The following is a 15,219-nucleotide window of genomic DNA, read 5'->3' as shown; positions in this document are numbered from 1 at the left end:
GGTCCAGCGCCGCCCGTCGACCGACCGCCTCAGTTGCGCGTCATCAGCACAGCCTGCTCCTCGGCCCGCGCGCCTTGCGCCTCGCCGGCCCCAGCGATGCTGGCGCGGGTGCGCGGCATCGCCTCGGGCTGGCTGCGCTGCAAATAGGCCAGCATCTTCTCGCGGATCTCGCAGCGCAGATCGAACGCCCGGCCGGCATTCGAGGCGCTGGCAAGGATGCGGACCTCGGCCGTGCGCTCCGAGAAGTCGGTGACCTGCAGCGCGAAGACGTCGCCGTTCCACAGCTTCGAGGCGCGGACAATCCGCTCGGCCTCGGCACGCAGGTCCGGGATCGAGGCTTCGAAATCCACGTAGAGCATGACGACCCCGATCAGGGCCGCATCGTTGCGCGTCCAGTTTTGGAAGGTCTGCTCCATGAAGTAGTTCAGCGGCACGACCAGCCGGCGCTTGTCCCAGATGCGGACGACGACATAGGTGGCGGTGATCTCCTCCACATTGCCCCATTCGCCCTCGACGATCACCGCGTCGTCGATGCGGATGGGCTGGGTCAGCGCCAGCTGGACGCCCGCCAAGAGGTTGCGCAGCACCGGCTGAAGCGCCAGGCCGACCACGATCCCCGCCGCGCCGGCCGAGGCGAGCAGGCTGACGCCGTATTGACGCACGCCCTCGATCGTCATCAGCGCCGCGCTGATCCCGATGGCGAGGATCAGGATGCCGAAGACCCGCTGCAGGATGCGGGTCTGGGTGACATGCTTGCGCGCCAGCAGGTTGTCCTCGACGTCGATGCGGAAGCGGCGCAGGTGCAGCGTCATCCAGATGTCCAGCGCCGTCCGCGCGACCCATGTGACGCAGGCGATGAAGGCGATCAGCAGCAGGTGCCGGATCGTCGCCGCGCCCGAGGGCGGCAGCGGCGCGATGTTAGTGGCGATCCCACCCGCCACGACCATCAGCCCCAGCTGGATCGGCCCGCGCGTGCGCGCCACGAGGCTGCGCCAGAACTCGTCCGCGCGGCGCAGCGCCCGCAGGGCCAGCAGGAACAGCAGGTAGCACAGCGCCCATGCCAGCCCCATCGCCGCCAGGAACAGCAGCGTCGTTCCGGTCCATTGTGGCATCGATGCCCCCTTCAGCGTCAGTTTCCCGAGCCAAGGGAACCACTTGGCGAAGGTGATGTTCCGCTCACAACCCCGTGCGCCGCGGCACCCCGAAAGGAAAGGACGCGCCATGCCCGATTTCGAGGTCTCTGCCATAGATCTGTCCATCGCGGCGATCTACGTCGTCACGGTCCTCGCCATCGGCCTGTGGCTTTCCCGCAAGCAGGAGGACAGTGAGGGCTACTTCCTCGGCGGGCGCGGCGCGATCTGGCCGGTGATCGGGATCTCGCTGATGTCGGCGAACCTGTCGGGCACGTCCTTCGTCGGCCTTGCGGGCGCGGGCTACGGCGACGGGATCGCGGTCTGGAACTACGAATGGATGGGCACGCTCGTCCTGATCTTCTTCGCGTTGTTCATCCTGCCCTTCTACCTGCGCAGCAAGGTCAACACGATGCCCGAGTTCCTCGAGCAGCGCTACGACCGCCGTGCGCGGAAGGTCTTCGCCGCCTTCTCGATCTTCACGGCGATCTTCATCGACAGCGCCGGCGCCCTGTTTGCCGGCGCGCTGACGATGCAGCTGCTGTTCCCCGACATGCCCCTCTGGACGCTGATCGCCATCATCGCGGCGCTCGGCGGGGGCTACGTGATCTTCGGCGGGCTGAAGGCCGTGATGATCACCGACACGATCCAAGGCGTCCTGCTGCTGGTCGTCGGAACCATCGTCTTCGTCATGGTCTTCATGCAGCTCGGCAGCTCGTGGGAGGCCGTGCGCGCCGCCGCGCCCGAGGGCGGCTTCACCATCGCCAAGCCCGCCGATGACGACTTCCTGCCCTGGCCCGGCATCTTCACCGGGGTCATCTGGCTCAGCTTCTACTACTGGACCACCAACCATGTCGTCGTGCAGAAGGTGCTGGCTGCGAAAAGCGTCGATCACGGCCGGTGGGGCGCGTTGCTGGCGGCCTCGCTTCAGGTGCCGTTCCTCTTCATCCTGATCCTGCCCGGCCTGATGGGACGCGAGCTGTTCCCCGACCTGGAAGAGCAGGATCACATCTGGCCCGCCCTCGTCTTCGAGCTGCTGCCCATCGGCCTGCGGGGCCTCGCGCTGGCGGCGCTGGTGGCGGCGCTGATGTCCACGATCGACTCGGTGCTGAACGGTTCGGCCTCGATCGCGGTCAACGACTTCATCAAGCCGAGGAAGAAGGACTGGGACGACAAGCGGATGCTGCTGGTCAGCCGCATCCTCGTCGGGGTGTTCATGGTGATCGCGGCGATCTGGGCGCCGGTCATCGGCAGCTTCGGCGGGATCGTGGAGTATTTCCAGTCCTTCCTCGGCTACGTCACCATGCCCGTGGTGGTCGTCTTCCTCGGCGGGCTCTTCTGGGCGCGACCGCCGCGGCACGCGGCCTTCTGGACGCTGGCGATCGGCATTCCGGTGGGACTTGCCAGCTTCGCCGCCTTCGAGTTCGCCGAGCTGATCGACCTGCAGTTCCTCTACGGCACCGGCCTCATGCTGCTTCTGTCGCTGGCGATCTATGTCGGCATCACCTTGCGCGGCGAGGCGCCCGAGCTGGACGAGGACACCACCTTCACCCGCCAGACCTGGACGGACGAGACGAGCGAGCTGTCCAGCCTCAAGGCCTGGCAGAACCCGCGCTATCTCGGCGCGGGAATGGCGGTGGCGACGATCGCCATCGCCCTGATGTTCGTCTGAGCCTCAGATCTGCTTTTCGGGCATCTGGACGACCAGCCCGTCCAGCGCGTCGGTCACCTTGATCTGGCAGGTCAGGCGCGAGCGTTCGGGGTCGGGCTGGTAGGCGAAGTCCAGCATGTCCTCTTCCATCGGATCGCGTGCGGGCAGCTTGTCCGCCCAGGCCGGGTCCACATAGACATGGCAGGTCGAGCAGGCGCAGGCGCCGCCGCAATCCGCGTCGATGCCGGGAATGCCGTTGTCGCGCGCGCCCTCCATCACGGTCATGCCGGGGCGGACCTCGACCTCGTGCCGGGTGCCGTTGTGCTCGATATAGGTGATCTTCGCCATGATGCTCGCTCGCTGACTTGTTCGGGCCGGAGGTATGCGCTTGGCGGCCGAATGAAAAGGGGCAGCCCGAAGGCTGCCCCGCATGCCGCGTCCCCTGAGGGCGTGGCTCAGTCCTCGGCCAGCGACAGGGCGACGAAGCGCGGCTCGCCGGCGCGGCGGATCAGCATCAGGACCGAGCGGCGTCCGGCCTCGCGGGCCTCGTCGATGCGGGCCTGAAGGTCGGCGACGCTGGTCACCGGCTGCTGGCTGGCCTCGGTGATGACATCGCCCGCGGCGATGCCCTTCTCGGCCGCCGGCCCCTCGGGATCGACATTGGTGACCACGAGGCCGCGCGCATCGGCGGGCAGGTCCAGCTCGGCCGCGGTCTCCGGCGTCAGCTGCGTCACCGACATGCCCAGAAGCTCGGTTTCGGTCTGGTCGGTCGGCGCGGTTGGTGCCCCGGCCATGCCTTCGGCCTGCTCGCGACGGCCGAGCGTCACCTGCAGCACCTCCTCCTGGCCTTCGCGCACCACCAGCACCTCGACCGTCTCGCCGGCCGGAGCCTCGGCCACGCGGCGCACGAGGCCGCGCGTGTCGGTGACCGCGGTGTCGTCGAAGCGGGTGATGATGTCGCCGGCGCGCAGGCCGCCGTCACGGGCCGGGCCTTCCGGCACGTCCGTGACCATCGCACCCTCGGCCGCGGCAAGGCCAAGCGCCTCGGCCATCTCGGGGGTCACGTCCTGAATGCGCACGCCCAGCCAGCCGCGGCGCGTCTCGCCGAATTCCTGAAGCTGCTGCACCACCTGGCTAACGACGTTCGAGGCCATCGAGAAGCCGATCCCGATCGAGCCGCCATTGGGCGACAGGATCGCGGTGTTCACGCCGATGACCTCGCCGCGCAGGTTAAAGAGCGGGCCGCCCGAGTTGCCGCGGTTGATCGCCGCGTCGGTTTGGAGATAGTCGTCATACGAGCCGGACAGCTCGCGGTTGCGCGCCGAGACGATGCCGCTGGAGGCCGAGAAGCCCTGGCCGAGCGGGTTGCCGAGCGCTAGGACCCAATCGCCCACCCGCGCCTCGTCGCTGTCGCCGAACTGCACGAAGGGGATCGGCTCGTCGCTCTCGACCTTGAGGACCGCGATGTCGGTCGACGGATCGGTGCCCACGACCTCGGCCGGCAGGCGCTGGCCCGAGTAGAACTCGATCTCGATCTGGTCCGCGCCCTCGATGACGTGGTTGTTCGTCACGATGAAGCCGTCCGCCGAGATCACGAAGCCCGAGCCGAGCGCGTTCGAGCGCTGCGGTGCGCGGCGCTGCTGCGGCGGGGCGCCTTCCGGGCCGCCGGGCATGCCGGGGAAGCCGAAATCGCGGAACAGGTCCGAGAAGGGGCTGCCTTCGGGGAAGCGCGGCCCTGCCCCCGGCCCGCCGGTCGGCTGCGAGACGACTGAGGTGGTGGTGATGTTCACGACGGCGGGCGAGACCTGCTCGGCCAGATCGGCGAAGCTGCCGGGCATGACCTGCGACTCGGCCGCGGCGGCCGCGTCGGCGCCGAGCGGCTCATTGGCCTTGGCGGCATCTTGCGCCTGTTGCGCGATCTGCGGCGAGACGTCCTCGGGCGCCGGCTCGACGACCTCCTGGGCACCGGCGGACCCAAGGCCGATCGCGATGGCAAGGGCGGAAGCGGTGATAAGGTGACGAGGGGAAAGCGGGTTCATGCGGCATGTCCTCTGGTTCGCGACAGCAAGCGCTCGGCTTACGCTGACATTGACGTTCAAGACCATGTAGGAAACCGTTGCAACAAAACCACGCTCGCGCCTTGTGAACTGATCGTGACTTTTGTTGCAGGACGGGCGGGGACCTGCCCCGCCCGCCCCAGCTTCGTCAGTTGACCGGTGCCGGCGCGGCCGGCGCAGTCCCTTGCACGGCGTCCGGAGCAGGAGCGGCCGGCGCGGGCGCGTCCGCAGCAGGCGCGGCGGGCGCAGGTTGCGCCTGCGGATCGACCGCTGGCGCCGCCGTCCCGTCTGCGGGCGCCGCGGCTCCGTCTGCGGGCGCCGCGGCTCCGTCTGCGGGCGCCGGCTCGGCCGGGGCCGCGGTGGTTCCGCCTGCCTGCCCTGCGGCACCGGCATCCGGCACCATGATCTCGGCAGGCTCCTGCGGCGGCGTCGCGAGGCTCTCGGGGACCGGCGTCAGGCGCACGCCCGCCGTTTCTCCCAGGGGGTTGCCGTCGCGGTCGGTCACGACCGGCTCGACCAGCTGCTCGCCATTGTCGGCGTCGCTGTCATAGGCGCCCATGTCCTGCGCCGAGGTGCCGGGCGGCACCGGCTCGGAGGGCGGGTTGGCATTCGCCGCCCCGTCGCTGAGCATGTAGGTGAAGAACTCGCCCTCGGGCGAGAGCACCATCGAGGCGCCCGTGCCGATCATCGACCGCTCGTAGGCCGTCATCGAACGGGTGAAGGCGAAGAACTCGGGGTCGCGGCCGAAGGCGTCGGCGTAGATCGCGTTCCGCTGCGCGTCGGCCTCGCCTCGGATGATCTCCGAGCGCCGGCGCGCTTCCGAGGTCAGCTCGACCACGGTCCGGTCTGCGGCCGCGCGCACGCGCTGCGCCGCCTCGCCGCCGCGGGCGATCTCGTCCGCCGCTTCCCGCTCACGCTCGGCCCGCATCCGGGCATAGGTCGCGTTGAGGTTCTGCTCGGGCAGGTCGGTGCGGGTCAGGCGCACGTCGATGATCTCGACGCCGAGACCGGCCGAGTTGTTGCGCGCCTCGTTGCGGATCTGGTTCATCAGCGCGGTCCGGTCGTCCGACAGCACCGCCGTCGAGGGGACCGAGCCCAGCACTTCCCGAATCGAGGCGCTGACGATCGGCTCCAGCCGCGACATCGCGGCCTGGATGCCGCCGGTGCCGACGGCCTGCCGGAAGCGGACCGGATCGGTGATGCGCCAGCGGGCGAAGGCGTCGACCACAAGCCGGCGGTCATCGAGCGGCGTGACCTCCAGCGGGCTGGTCGGCAGGCCGAGGATGCGCGCGTCGTACTTCACCACCGCGTCAAGGAACGGCACCTTGAAGTTGAGGCCCGGCGTCTCCTGCACATCGACCACGCGGCCGATCCGCAGGACCAGCGCCTTCTCGCGCTCGTCGACGATGTAGAGCGAGGAGGCAGCCACGACGGCGGCCACGACGAGGGCCGGGACGGCCAGGGTGGTCAGCGGAAATCTTCTGCGTGCGGCCATCAGTTCGTCCCTCCCGCGGTCGTGTTGCCAAGCTGAGCGCCGGTCAGCGGGTTGGTCGTCTGCGTCGGCGCACCGCCCTGCGTGGTGCCGCCCGGAAGGCCGGCCCCCGTGCCGATGCCGGTGCCCGTGGCGCCCGGCTGCGTTCCCGGTGCCCGGTTCTGCCCGGCGCCGCCGCGCAGCTGGTCGAGCGGCAGGTAGGGCACGACGCCCGAGCCCTCGTTCAGCCCCTCGCCAAGAATGATCTTCTGCACGTCGCCGAGCACCTGCTCCATCGTTTCAAGATACATCCGGCGGCGGGTCACGTCGGGGGCCTTCACGTATTCCTCGTAGATCGAGTTGAAGCGCGCGGCCTCACCCTGGGCGTTGTTGACCGCCTCAGCCCGATAACCCTCGGCCTGTTCCAGGATCTGCGCGGCGTTACCGCGACCCTGCGCCAGGACGCGGTTCGCATAGGCGTCGGCCTCGTTCTCAAGCCGGTCGCGCTCCTGCTGCGCGGCCTGGACCTCGCGGAAGGCGTCGATGACCTCGCTCGGCGGGTCGGCACGGTCGAGGTTGACCCGGACGACGTTGATGCCCGACTGGTATTCGTCCAGCGTCCGCTGCACCGCCTCGCGCAGGTCGGTGGCGACGGCGCCCCGGTCGCGGTTGAGGATCGGCGCCAGCTCGCTGCGCGCGATGATGTCGCGCATCGCGGATTCGGAGACGGCGCGGATGGTGTCGGCCGGATCGGCCAGGTTGAAGAGATACATCTGCGGGTCGCGGATGTTCCAGACGACCTGGTACTCCATGTCCACGATGTTCTGGTCCCGCGTCAGCATGAGGCCGCTGTCCATCGGGCCGGCCCGGCCGGTGCCGATCTCGGTGACGCGCTCGTTGGTGACCGGCACGACCTCGGCGCGGACGATGGGCCAGGGCGCGAAGTTCAGGCCCTCGGTGCCGACGGCGACGGCGCGGCCGAAGAGGAACTCGACCGACTGCTCGTTGGTCTGGACGCGGTAGAAGCTGGCAAAGGCCCAGAGGGCGACGGCCGCGAGGCCCGCGACCGCGAGGGTCGAGCGGTTCAGGCCGAAGCCGGGGCCGCCGGTCGGACGCCCGCCGCCGGTGCCGCCGCCGCCGCCGCGCCCGCCCATGAGGACGCGCAGCCGCTCCTGGCCCTTCTTCATCAGCTCCTCGATCTCGGGCATCTGCTCGCCGCCCTGCCCCGGCCGGCGCGGGCCGTTCGGCGGCTGCTGGTTCCCCCAGGGGCGCGGGCCGGGCCGCTTGCCCTGATCGTCGTCATCCCGGCCGCCGCCATTGCCTCCGCCGCCACCACCCCAGGGGCCCTGATTTGCCATCCGTCGTCCTACTTTCGTTGTCGGTTCATTGCTTTCGAAACTGGGGCGCAGGGCCAAAATGTCAACCCATGCGCGACCTTGGGTCCGCCCTCAACATGCGTCAGAGGGCCGCGCACACGCGAACGTCAGCCCCCAAGCCCCTCATGCCGGCGCGAGGGATGGCGCATCGTCACCAGCTCCTCCGCCGCCGTGGGATGCACGGCGATGGTGGCGTCGAACTGCGCCTTGGTCGCCCCCATGCCGATGGGAATGGCGGCCAGCTGGATCATCTCGCCGGCCTCGGGCCCGAAGATGTGGCAGCCCAGCACCTTGTCGGTGGCCGGATCGACCAGCAGCTTCATCATCACCCGCGCGTCGCTGCCCGCGAACATCGAGCGCATGGGGCGGAAGACGGTCGAATAGACATCGACCGGCCCGCGCGCCTTCGCCTGCTCTTCGGTCAGGCCGACAGTGCCCAGCTCGTGCGGGCGCAGGTAGACCGCCGCCGCGACGAGCGAATGATCGACGGTCCGCGGCCGGGCGCCGAAGACGGTGTCCGCGAAGGCGTGGCCTTCGCGGATCGCCACCGGCGTCAGGTTCACCCGGTCGGTCACGTCGCCCACGGCGAAGATCGAGGGGACCGAGGTTTGCGACCATTCGTCCACCTCGATCGCGCCGTTCGGCTTCAGCCGCACCTCGGTCGTCTCGAGGCCGAGGCCCGCCGTGTAGGGCGTGCGGCCCGTCGCGAAGAGGACGCTGTCGAAGGCCTCGGCGCTGCCGTCGTCGAAGCTGACGCGGACGCCCTCGCCCGCCCGCTCCAGCAGGGTCGGCGTCGGGCCGAGGCGCAGGTCCACGCCGACCTGGCTCAGCTGCAGCGTCGCCATGTCCCGCGCCTCGCGGTCGAAGCCCCGCAGCACGGCGTCGCCGCGATAGACCTGCACCGTCTCGACCCCGAGGCCGGCCATGATGGTCGAGAACTCGCAGGCGATGAAGCCGCCGCCGACCAGCAGCATCTTCTTGGGCAGCGCGTCCATCAGGAACAGATCGTCCGAGACCATCGCCAGCTCTTCGCCCGGAACGCCGATCTTGGCCGGGCGGCCGCCGGCCGCGATCAGGATGTGGCGGGCCGAGAGGCGGGTGCCGTCGGCCAGCTCGACCTCGTGATGGCCGACCAGGCGGGCGCGCTGGTCGTGGATGGTGACGCCGGCCTTCTGCAGCGCGGCACGGTAGATCAGCTCCAACCGGCGCAGCTCGGCGTCCAGCTTCTCGCGGAAGACCTGCCAGTCGAAGCGGCCGGCGGTGGCGTCGCACCAGCCGTAGCCGCGCATCTCGGCCTCCATCAGCCCGGCCTGCGCGGCGAAGACCATCAGCTTCTTGGGCACGCAGCCCCGGATGACGCAGGTGCCGCCCATGCGGCTCTCCTCGGCCAGCCCGACGCGGGCGCCGTGCTCGCTGGCTGCGATGCGCGCCGCGCGCACCCCGCCCGAGCCGCCGCCGATGACGAAGAGGTCGTAGTCGAAGCTCACCGCTTATTCTCCCTCGCCCGCCAGGAGGTCGGCGTCGATGTCCGCGTCGCGCGACAGCTCGACCACGGTGCCGTCCTCGCGCCCGATGATGGCCAGGCTGCACATGCCGAGGAACAGCCCGTGCTCGACCACGCCCGGGATCGCCGCCAGCGCGCGCGCCAGCAGGACCGGATCGGGGATGCAGCCCAGATGCAGGTCGAGGATCAGGTTCCCCTCGTCCGTGATCCAGGGCTCGCTGCCGCGCAGCCGCTGTAGGACGTCGCATTCGCCCAGCTCCAGCGCCTCCAGCGCGCGGCGGATCAGCACCCGCGTCGTCTCGAAGCCGAAGGCCAGGACCTCGACCGGAAGGGGAAAGGCGCCCAGCTGCTCGACCATCTTGCCGGGATCGGCGATCACCACCATCCGGTTCGAGGCCGCCGCCACGATCTTCTCGCGCAGATGGGCACCGCCGCCGCCCTTGATCAGGTGCAGGTCGGCATCCACCTCGTCGGCCCCGTCGATGGTCAGGTCCAGCCAGCCGATCTCGTCCAGGCTCTCGACCCGCAGCCCGAGCGAGGCGGCCAGGTCGGCCGTCGCCTGCGAGGTCGCCGCGCAGCGCAGCGCCAGCCCCTCGGCGCGGACGCGGGCGGCCAGCTCGCGCACCATGATGCTGGCGGTCGAGCCGGTGCCCAGGCCCAGCTTCATCCCCGTCTCGACCAGCGCCACCGCCGCCCGCGCGGCGGCAAGCTTGGCGGGATCGACCTGCGTTTCCTGCGACATCGGATCTTTCTCCATCGGATCTGCCGCGGTTATAGGACAGCCGGCCCGCAAGGGCGAGAGGCAGCGCCCGCTTTCGGGGCCCGCGCTGTCAGCCCCGGTCCAGCCCCTGCGGCAGCACCACGGTGAAGCGCGTGCCCTCGCCGCGGCGGCTCTCGATCCGCAGGCGGCCGCGGTGGCGGCTGATGATGTGCTTGACGATGGCGAGGCCGAGACCCGTGCCCCCCTCCTCGCGCGAGCGGTGGGCGTCGACGCGGTAGAAGCGCTCGGTCAGGCGCGGCAGGTGGATCTCGTCAATGCCGTCGCCGCGATCCTCGACCGCGACGGCCCAGGCCGGTCCGCGCAGCTGCGGCTCATGCGCGATCTCGGTCATGGCGACGCGCAGCACCCCGCCAGAGCGGCCGTATTTCAGCGCGTTCTCCACGAGGTTCTGGAACACCTGCGTCAGCTGGTCGGCGTCGCCGGGCAGGACCACGGGCCGCTCCAGCCCCTCGGCGGTCACCGCGACACCCGCAGCGGCGGCGGCCGGGGCCATCGTCGCCAGGACGCTGCGCAGCAGCGCCGCCAGGTCCACCGGCTCGGAAGGGCGCCGCCGCTCCTCGGCCTGCACGCGGCTCAGCGACAGCAGCTCGCTGATGAGCCGGTTCATCCGCATCGCCTCGCGCTCCATGATGTCTAGAAAGCGACCGCGGGCGTTGGCATCCTCGCGCGCGGGGCCGCGCAGGGTCTCGATGAAGCCCAGAAGCGCGGTCAGGGGCGTCTTCAGCTCGTGGCTGACATTCGCCACGAAGTCCCGGCGCATCTGCTCGGCCTCTTCGGTCACCGAGCGGTCGAGGATCGCGACCAAGGCGCCGCGCCCGATCAGCGCCGGCAGGGGCGAGACGGCGACCTCGGCCAGGATGCGCCGCCCGTCGGCCGAGAACTGGGCGCGCAGGGCGACGCCGCCTTCGGCCGGCGGCGGAAGGTCGGGGTCCGAGGCGGGCGCGGCATGAAGCTCCGGCGCGATCACCCAGTCCACCGCCTGCACCACGCCCGGATGGCGCAGCACCGTGACGAAGGGCCGGTCGAGAAGGTTCGCGCCGAAGACCGCAACGGCCGCCGCGTTCGCGCCGATGGTGCGGGCCTGCGCGTCCACCGCCAGCATCGGGATCGGCACGGCCTCGAGGAACCCGCCGACCCGGCGCTGCGCCTCGCGGCTCATGGGGTGGCGCCCAGGGGCGCGCCAGGGGCCAGCCCGGCTCGGAAGCGCGCGGCATTGGCGCGGTAGCGTGCGGCCGAGGCCCGCAGGCCTGCCAGCCCGTCCTCGCCCAGCATCCGCACCACGCGGCCGGGCGCGCCCATCACCAGCGCGCCGGCAGGGATCTCCTTGCCCTCGGGGATCAGCGCGCCCGCGCCGATCAGGGCGCCGGCGCCGATCACCGCGCCGTTGAGGATCGTCGCGCCCATCCCGACCAGCGCCCCGTCGCCGATGCGGCAGCCGTGGAGGATCGCGCGGTGGCCGATGGTGCAGTCCGCCCCGATCAGCAGCGGGTGGCCCGGGTCGGTGTGCAGGCAACAGAGGTCCTGCACGTTGCTGCCCCGGCCGATGCGGATCTCCTCGGTGTCGCCGCGCAGCACCGCGCCGAACCAGACCGAGGCCTCGGCCTCCAGCGCGACATCGCCGATGACCTGCGCGTCTGGCGCGATCCAGGCATCCGGCGCGATGCGGGGCGCCCGCCCGTCGAGGGTCCAGATCACGGCGCCGTCTCCTCGGCCATCAGGCGCTTGACGAAGGCACCAAGCCCCGCCTGGCGGTCGCGCCGCAGCCGCTCGGCCGTCAGGATCGCCCGCAGCTTCGCCTCGGTCTCGTCCAGATCGTCGTTGACCAGCACGTAATCGTATTCCGCCCAGTGGCTGATCTCGGACCGGCTCTTCAGCATCCGGCCGGCGATGACCACGTCGCTGTCCTGCCCGCGCCCGCGCAGCCGCCGCTCCAGCTCGGGCAGCGAGGGGGGCAGCACGAAGATGGACACGACATGCCCGCCTAGCGCCGAGGCGCGAATCTGCTGGCCGCCCTGCCAGTCCACGTCGAAGAGCGTGTCGCGCCCCTCGCCCATCGCGGCCTCGACGGGCGCGCGCGGGCTGCCGTAGAAGTTGCCGAAGACCTCGGCATGTTCCAGCATCTGGCCCGCCTCGACCATGGCCGCGAATTCCTCGGGCGAGGTGAAGTGGTAGTCGACCCCGTCCACCTCACCGGGGCGCGGGGCGCGCGTGGTGGCCGAGACCGAGAAGCGCAGGCTGTCGTCCCACTCCATCAGCCGCCGGGCCAGCGTGGACTTTCCCGCGCCCGAGGGCGAGGAGAGGATGACCATCAGGCCGGTGCGGTTCATCATGCGGCGCTCCCTTCGGCAGGATTTCTGCTGCGGGGATGCCCGCTGCCCGGCATCCGGTCAAGGCCGGGCGTCCCTGATCACGATTAACCATTCGTTCATCAAATGACTCGGCTGGCGCCGCGGATGCGGGTAATCTTGCGTTGTGTTGAGGTGGGGCAGAAGCCTGCAAGAGGAACGAGTGACGGAGACTGGTATGTCCGATGTAGAGGACGATTCCACGCAATCGCCCGGCGCCGCAGGCGTGTCCCGGGGCGAAGTCGTGCGGCTTCTGGATCATGGCACCGCGTCGGCCGACACGATCATCCGCGACATGCGCGGCTACTGGAACGGGATTCGCAAGGGTCGCGCCGTGCCCGCGCGCTCGGATGTCGATCCGCGGGCCATCGCGCGGATGCTGGACTTCGCCTTCATCCTGGAGCGCATCGCACCGGGGGCGGCGCGGATGCGGCTCGCCGGGCGCCACCTTATCGACCTGATGGGGATGGAGGTGCGGGGCATGCCGATCTGCGCCTTCCTGAACGCCGGCTCGCGCGGGCGCTTTTCCGACGTGCTCGAGACGGTCTTCAAGGCGCCGCAGATCGCCGAGGTGATGCTGCACGGCAAGTCCGGCTATGCGCGGCCCGAGATGGGCGCGCGGATGCTGCTTCTGCCCCTGCGTTCGGATTTCGGCGACGTGACCCGCGCCCTCGGCTGCCTGATCGCCGATGGCGAGATCGGCGCGGCCCCGCGCCGCTTCGACCTGGTGCGCGATGCCGTCTTCCCGATCATCGACGGCGGCACCATCCTGCCGCCCTCGCCCTCGACCATCGGCTTCGCCGAACACGCGCCCAGTTTCGAGCGCAGCCCGGCCCCGGCCCGGCCCGCGGCCAGCCCTGCGACGACGCCCGAGGAGCGGCGCGCCATGTTCCGCGTCGTCACGCCCGGTCCCGCCGATCCCCGCAAGAACTGAGGCGCCGGCGCCTCAGCGCGCCGGCACGACCCGGACCGAGCCGCCCTGCGCGGACAGCGCGATCTCGCCCGCAGTCAGGCGCAAGGCGTCGCGGCCGAAGACCTCGGCGCGCCAGCCCTGCAACGCCGGCAGGTTCCGCTCGCCCGTGGCGATGGCGTCGAGATCGGCGGCCGAGGCGATCAGCTTCGGCGCCACTCCCGCCGCATCCGCCTTGGCCTTCAAGAGCACACGCAGCAGGTCAGACAGGGCCGGGTTGCCGGGCCGCCCGGGCTCTTCGCCCTTGGGTTGGGGCAGGTCCTTCGCCTCGATGCCCGCCTTGACCGCCGCCAGGATGCCGTTCGCGATCTCGCCCTTGCGCGCCTCGCGCAGCAGAAGGCGCGAGCGGCCGAGATCGGCCTCTGTCAGCGGCTTGGTCGAGGCCAGTTCGACCATCGCGTCGTCCTTGAAGACGCGGCTGCGGGGGATGTCCCGCTCCTGCGCATAAGCCTCGCGGAAGCGCGCCAGCTCGCGCAGGATGGCGAGGAAGCGCGGCGAGTTGGTGCGGGTGCGGACCTTCAGCCAGGCCTCGTCGGGGCGCGTGATGTAGGTCTCGGGATCGGTCAGGACGGCCAGCTCCTCGGCCAGCCAGGCGTCGCGCCCGGTCTTTGTCAGCTCGGCGGCGAGAAACTCGTAGATGACGCGCAGATGGGTGACGTCGGCCAGCGCATAGGCCTTTTGCGCATCCGACAGCGGGCGGCGCGACCAGTCGGTGAAGCGCGAGGACTTGTCCAGGTTGGCGCGGGCGATCTTGCGGACCAGCGTCTCGTAGCCGACCTGCTCGCCGAAGCCGCAGACCATCGCCGCGACCTGCGTGTCGAAGAGCGGCGTGGGAAAGATCTGCGCGTCGTGGAAGAAGATCTCGAGATCCTGCCGCGCCGCGTGGAAGACCTTGACCACATTCTCGTTGCGGAAGAGATCGTAGAGCGGCTCCAGCGACAGCCCCTCGGCCAGCGGATCGACCAGCACGGCATCGGCGACGGGCGGTGCCTCGTCGTCGCCTTCGGGATCGGCCGCGGCGGGAATGGCCAGCTGGATCAGGCACAGCTTCGACCAGTAGGTCCGCTCGCGCAGGAACTCGGTGTCGACGGTGACGTAGGGGGCGGATTTTGCGGCCTCGCAGAAGAGCGCCAGCTCCTCGGTGCGGGTGATGGTGGGCAGGTCCTGGCTCATTCGGCTCTTTCGCATGTGGCGGTTCGTCCGCCATTCGGGAACATTTACGCCCCGATCACGAAATTGAAAAGGGCCGGCTCGGCGCCGGCCCGATGGCCTGTCAGGCGCCCTGTCACTTGGGCGCTTGCTCGGCCGGGCGGCCGCGCAGGGCCTCGGCCACGCCCGGCTCGCAGTCGGTGCGCGGGCTCATCGGCACGCCGGTGCGGAAGGCGGCGCGGCCGATCAGATGCGCCGCGACGGGGGCGGTCAGCAGCAGGAAGATGATCGCGGCGACGGCGCGCGCGATGACCGTGCCCTCGGCAAAGGCGATGGCGACGGCGGTCAGGATCAGCCCCGAGCCGAGCGTGCCGGCCTTGGTCGAGGCGTGCATGCGGATCAGCAGGTCCGGCAGGCGCAGGACCCCGAGGCCTGCGGCGAAGCAGAAGAACCCGCCCGCGATGACGAGAATGGCGACGATGATCTCGACCATCACTCCTGCTCCTCACGGTTGATGCTGTTGCGGCGCTCGAGGTAGCGCGCCAGGCAGACGGTCGCCAGGAAGCCCACGAGGGCCAGCACCACGGCGACGTCAAGGAAGGCCGCGCTGCCGGCCTGAAGGGCCGAGAGCCCGCCGAAGGCCACCAGCTGCACCGTCATCATGTCCAGCGCGACGATCCGGTCGGCCAGCGTCGGCCCCTTGATCAGCCGGATCGAGGCCAGCGCCACGCCCAGGATGACCATCGCGAAGCCGAAGAGGATTGCGTATCCGAGAAATGTCATCG

14 protein-coding genes and 1 pseudogene are annotated in these 15,219 nt (G+C 70.4%); 2 read left to right on the top strand and 13 right to left on the bottom strand.

Annotated features, from left to right (window positions below):
• Nucleotides 1-29: 29 nt before the first annotated feature.
• Nucleotides 30-1,112: a mechanosensitive ion channel family protein gene (locus BLP73_RS01285; RefSeq protein ID WP_090739703.1), complete on the bottom strand. Its 1,083-nt coding sequence runs from the start codon at nt 1,110-1,112 to the stop codon at nt 30-32.
• Between the two features lie 109 nt (nt 1,113-1,221).
• Between BLP73_RS01285 and BLP73_RS01280 the strand changes: the two genes are divergently transcribed.
• On the top strand, nt 1,222-2,802 hold the full coding sequence (locus BLP73_RS01280; protein ID WP_090739702.1) for a sodium:solute symporter family transporter: 1,581 nt from the start codon (nt 1,222-1,224) through the stop codon (nt 2,800-2,802).
• A 3-nt stretch (nt 2,803-2,805) separates the two neighbouring features.
• On the opposite strand, the gene BLP73_RS01275 is transcribed toward BLP73_RS01280, so the two are convergent.
• The 9 genes and pseudogenes from BLP73_RS01275 to gmk all read right to left on the bottom strand — a co-directional run bounded on the left by BLP73_RS01275 (nt 2,806) and on the right by gmk (nt 12,297).
• Nucleotides 2,806-3,129 (bottom strand): 2Fe-2S iron-sulfur cluster-binding protein, encoded by a 324-nt coding sequence (locus BLP73_RS01275; RefSeq protein WP_090739701.1) that lies wholly within the window; start codon nt 3,127-3,129, stop codon nt 2,806-2,808.
• Nucleotides 3,130-3,236: 107 nt separating this feature from the next.
• Nucleotides 3,237-4,820 carry a Do family serine endopeptidase gene (locus BLP73_RS01270; protein WP_090739700.1) on the bottom strand — a complete coding sequence of 528 codons (1,584 nt, stop codon included), beginning with the start codon at nt 4,818-4,820 and terminating at the stop codon, nt 3,237-3,239.
• A gap of 538 nt (nt 4,821-5,358) precedes the next feature.
• A pseudogene (hflC, locus tag BLP73_RS01265) lies at nt 5,359-6,333 on the bottom strand (protease modulator HflC); the annotation flags it as partial.
• Nucleotides 6,333-7,667 carry an FtsH protease activity modulator HflK gene (hflK, locus tag BLP73_RS01260; protein ID WP_090739699.1) on the bottom strand — a complete coding sequence of 445 codons (1,335 nt, stop codon included), beginning with the start codon at nt 7,665-7,667 and terminating at the stop codon, nt 6,333-6,335. The pseudogene hflC and the gene hflK, both read right to left, overlap by 1 nt.
• 125 nt (nt 7,668-7,792) lie before the next feature.
• A complete protein-coding gene (gene gorA / locus BLP73_RS01255) occupies nt 7,793-9,172 on the bottom strand; it encodes a glutathione-disulfide reductase (RefSeq protein ID WP_090739698.1) in 1,380 nt (459 codons plus the stop codon).
• 3 nt (nt 9,173-9,175) lie between these two features.
• On the bottom strand, nt 9,176-9,946 hold the full coding sequence (gene rpiA / locus BLP73_RS01250; protein WP_245686491.1) for a ribose-5-phosphate isomerase RpiA: 771 nt from the start codon (nt 9,944-9,946) through the stop codon (nt 9,176-9,178).
• A gap of 73 nt (nt 9,947-10,019) precedes the next feature.
• The gene (locus BLP73_RS01245) at nt 10,020-11,129 is read right to left on the bottom strand and encodes a sensor histidine kinase (protein WP_090739696.1); all 1,110 of its coding nucleotides are present in this window, start codon (nt 11,127-11,129) and stop codon (nt 10,020-10,022) included.
• Nucleotides 11,126-11,665 carry a gamma carbonic anhydrase family protein gene (locus BLP73_RS01240; protein WP_090739695.1) on the bottom strand — a complete coding sequence of 180 codons (540 nt, stop codon included), beginning with the start codon at nt 11,663-11,665 and terminating at the stop codon, nt 11,126-11,128. The genes BLP73_RS01245 and BLP73_RS01240 overlap by 4 nt, the downstream gene beginning before the upstream one ends.
• A complete protein-coding gene (gmk, locus tag BLP73_RS01235; protein WP_090740040.1) occupies nt 11,662-12,297 on the bottom strand; it encodes a guanylate kinase in 636 nt (211 codons plus the stop codon). Before gmk ends, BLP73_RS01240 begins: the two co-directional genes overlap by 4 nt.
• Before the next feature lie 196 nt (nt 12,298-12,493).
• Here gmk and BLP73_RS01230 point away from each other — a divergent pair, with 196 nt between their 5' ends.
• A complete protein-coding gene (locus BLP73_RS01230) occupies nt 12,494-13,249 on the top strand; it encodes a PAS domain-containing protein (RefSeq protein WP_090739694.1) in 756 nt (251 codons plus the stop codon).
• Between the two features lie 12 nt (nt 13,250-13,261).
• Here the strand turns inward: BLP73_RS01230 and rnd are convergent, their stop codons facing one another.
• The 3 genes from rnd to BLP73_RS01215 all read right to left on the bottom strand — a co-directional run bounded on the left by rnd (nt 13,262) and on the right by BLP73_RS01215 (nt 15,217).
• Nucleotides 13,262-14,446 (bottom strand): ribonuclease D, encoded by a 1,185-nt coding sequence (rnd, locus tag BLP73_RS01225; protein WP_090740038.1) that lies wholly within the window; start codon nt 14,444-14,446, stop codon nt 13,262-13,264.
• Nucleotides 14,447-14,570: 124 nt separating this feature from the next.
• The gene (gene mnhG, locus BLP73_RS01220; protein ID WP_217630623.1) at nt 14,571-14,927 is read right to left on the bottom strand and encodes a monovalent cation/H(+) antiporter subunit G; all 357 of its coding nucleotides are present in this window, start codon (nt 14,925-14,927) and stop codon (nt 14,571-14,573) included.
• Nucleotides 14,927-15,217: an MrpF/PhaF family protein gene (locus tag BLP73_RS01215; protein ID WP_090739692.1), complete on the bottom strand. Its 291-nt coding sequence runs from the start codon at nt 15,215-15,217 to the stop codon at nt 14,927-14,929. The genes mnhG and BLP73_RS01215 overlap by 1 nt, the downstream gene beginning before the upstream one ends.
• Between the last annotated feature and the right edge of the window lie 2 nt (nt 15,218-15,219).

This window comes from Paracoccus tibetensis, from assembly GCF_900102505.1.
In the GTDB taxonomy this organism is placed as follows: Bacteria; Pseudomonadota; Alphaproteobacteria; order Rhodobacterales; family Rhodobacteraceae; genus Paracoccus; species Paracoccus tibetensis.
This window is presented reverse-complemented; position numbering and strand designations above follow the sequence as displayed.